We start from the raw sequence: 533 nt of genomic DNA on the forward strand, positions 1-533 counted from the left end.
AGGTGATAGAGCAGGGGCTGGACGGCACGCCCATGGTCAGCTTCGCGCATTTGCCGCCGGAGGACCGCTGGGCCCTGGCCTTCGTCGCCGGCGGCTTCGCCTTCACCCCCGCCGACACCGAGGCCGGGGCCAGGCTGTGGCGGGAGCGGGCCGACCTGCACACCCTGTTCCCCAGCCTGGAGTCCCTGACCCAGACCTCCCTGGCCACGCTGGAACCCCAGGTCGGCGCCGACATCGCCCGGCCGCTGCTGGCCTATCTACGCACCCATCCCGACGCGGTCATGCCCAAGGCCAACGACAGCCTGGCCATCGCCCGCGCAAACCGGATTCATCGACGCCATCGCCGCCTACGACCGCCTGTCGCCGGAGCTGAAGCGGCGCATCGAGGGGCTGGAGGTGGTGTACGAGTTCAACCCCGACTTCACCTCAGGCCAGTTCGGTTTCCCCAAGGACATCTCGGCGCTTCCGCGCGCGGCCAGCGGTGGCGGCACCGCTGTGCGGTACGATTTCCCGCCTTGCGTCCATCCCTTGGT

The 533-nt window shown here is 69.8% G+C and carries 1 pseudogene; it reads left to right on the plus strand.

Features of this window, described 5'->3' with window-relative positions:
• Positions 1–533: pseudogene (locus I55_RS38300) on the plus strand (hypothetical protein); the annotation flags it as partial.

The organism is Azospirillum sp. B4 (genome assembly GCF_000333275.1).
GTDB lineage: Bacteria > Pseudomonadota > Alphaproteobacteria > Azospirillales > Azospirillaceae > Nitrospirillum.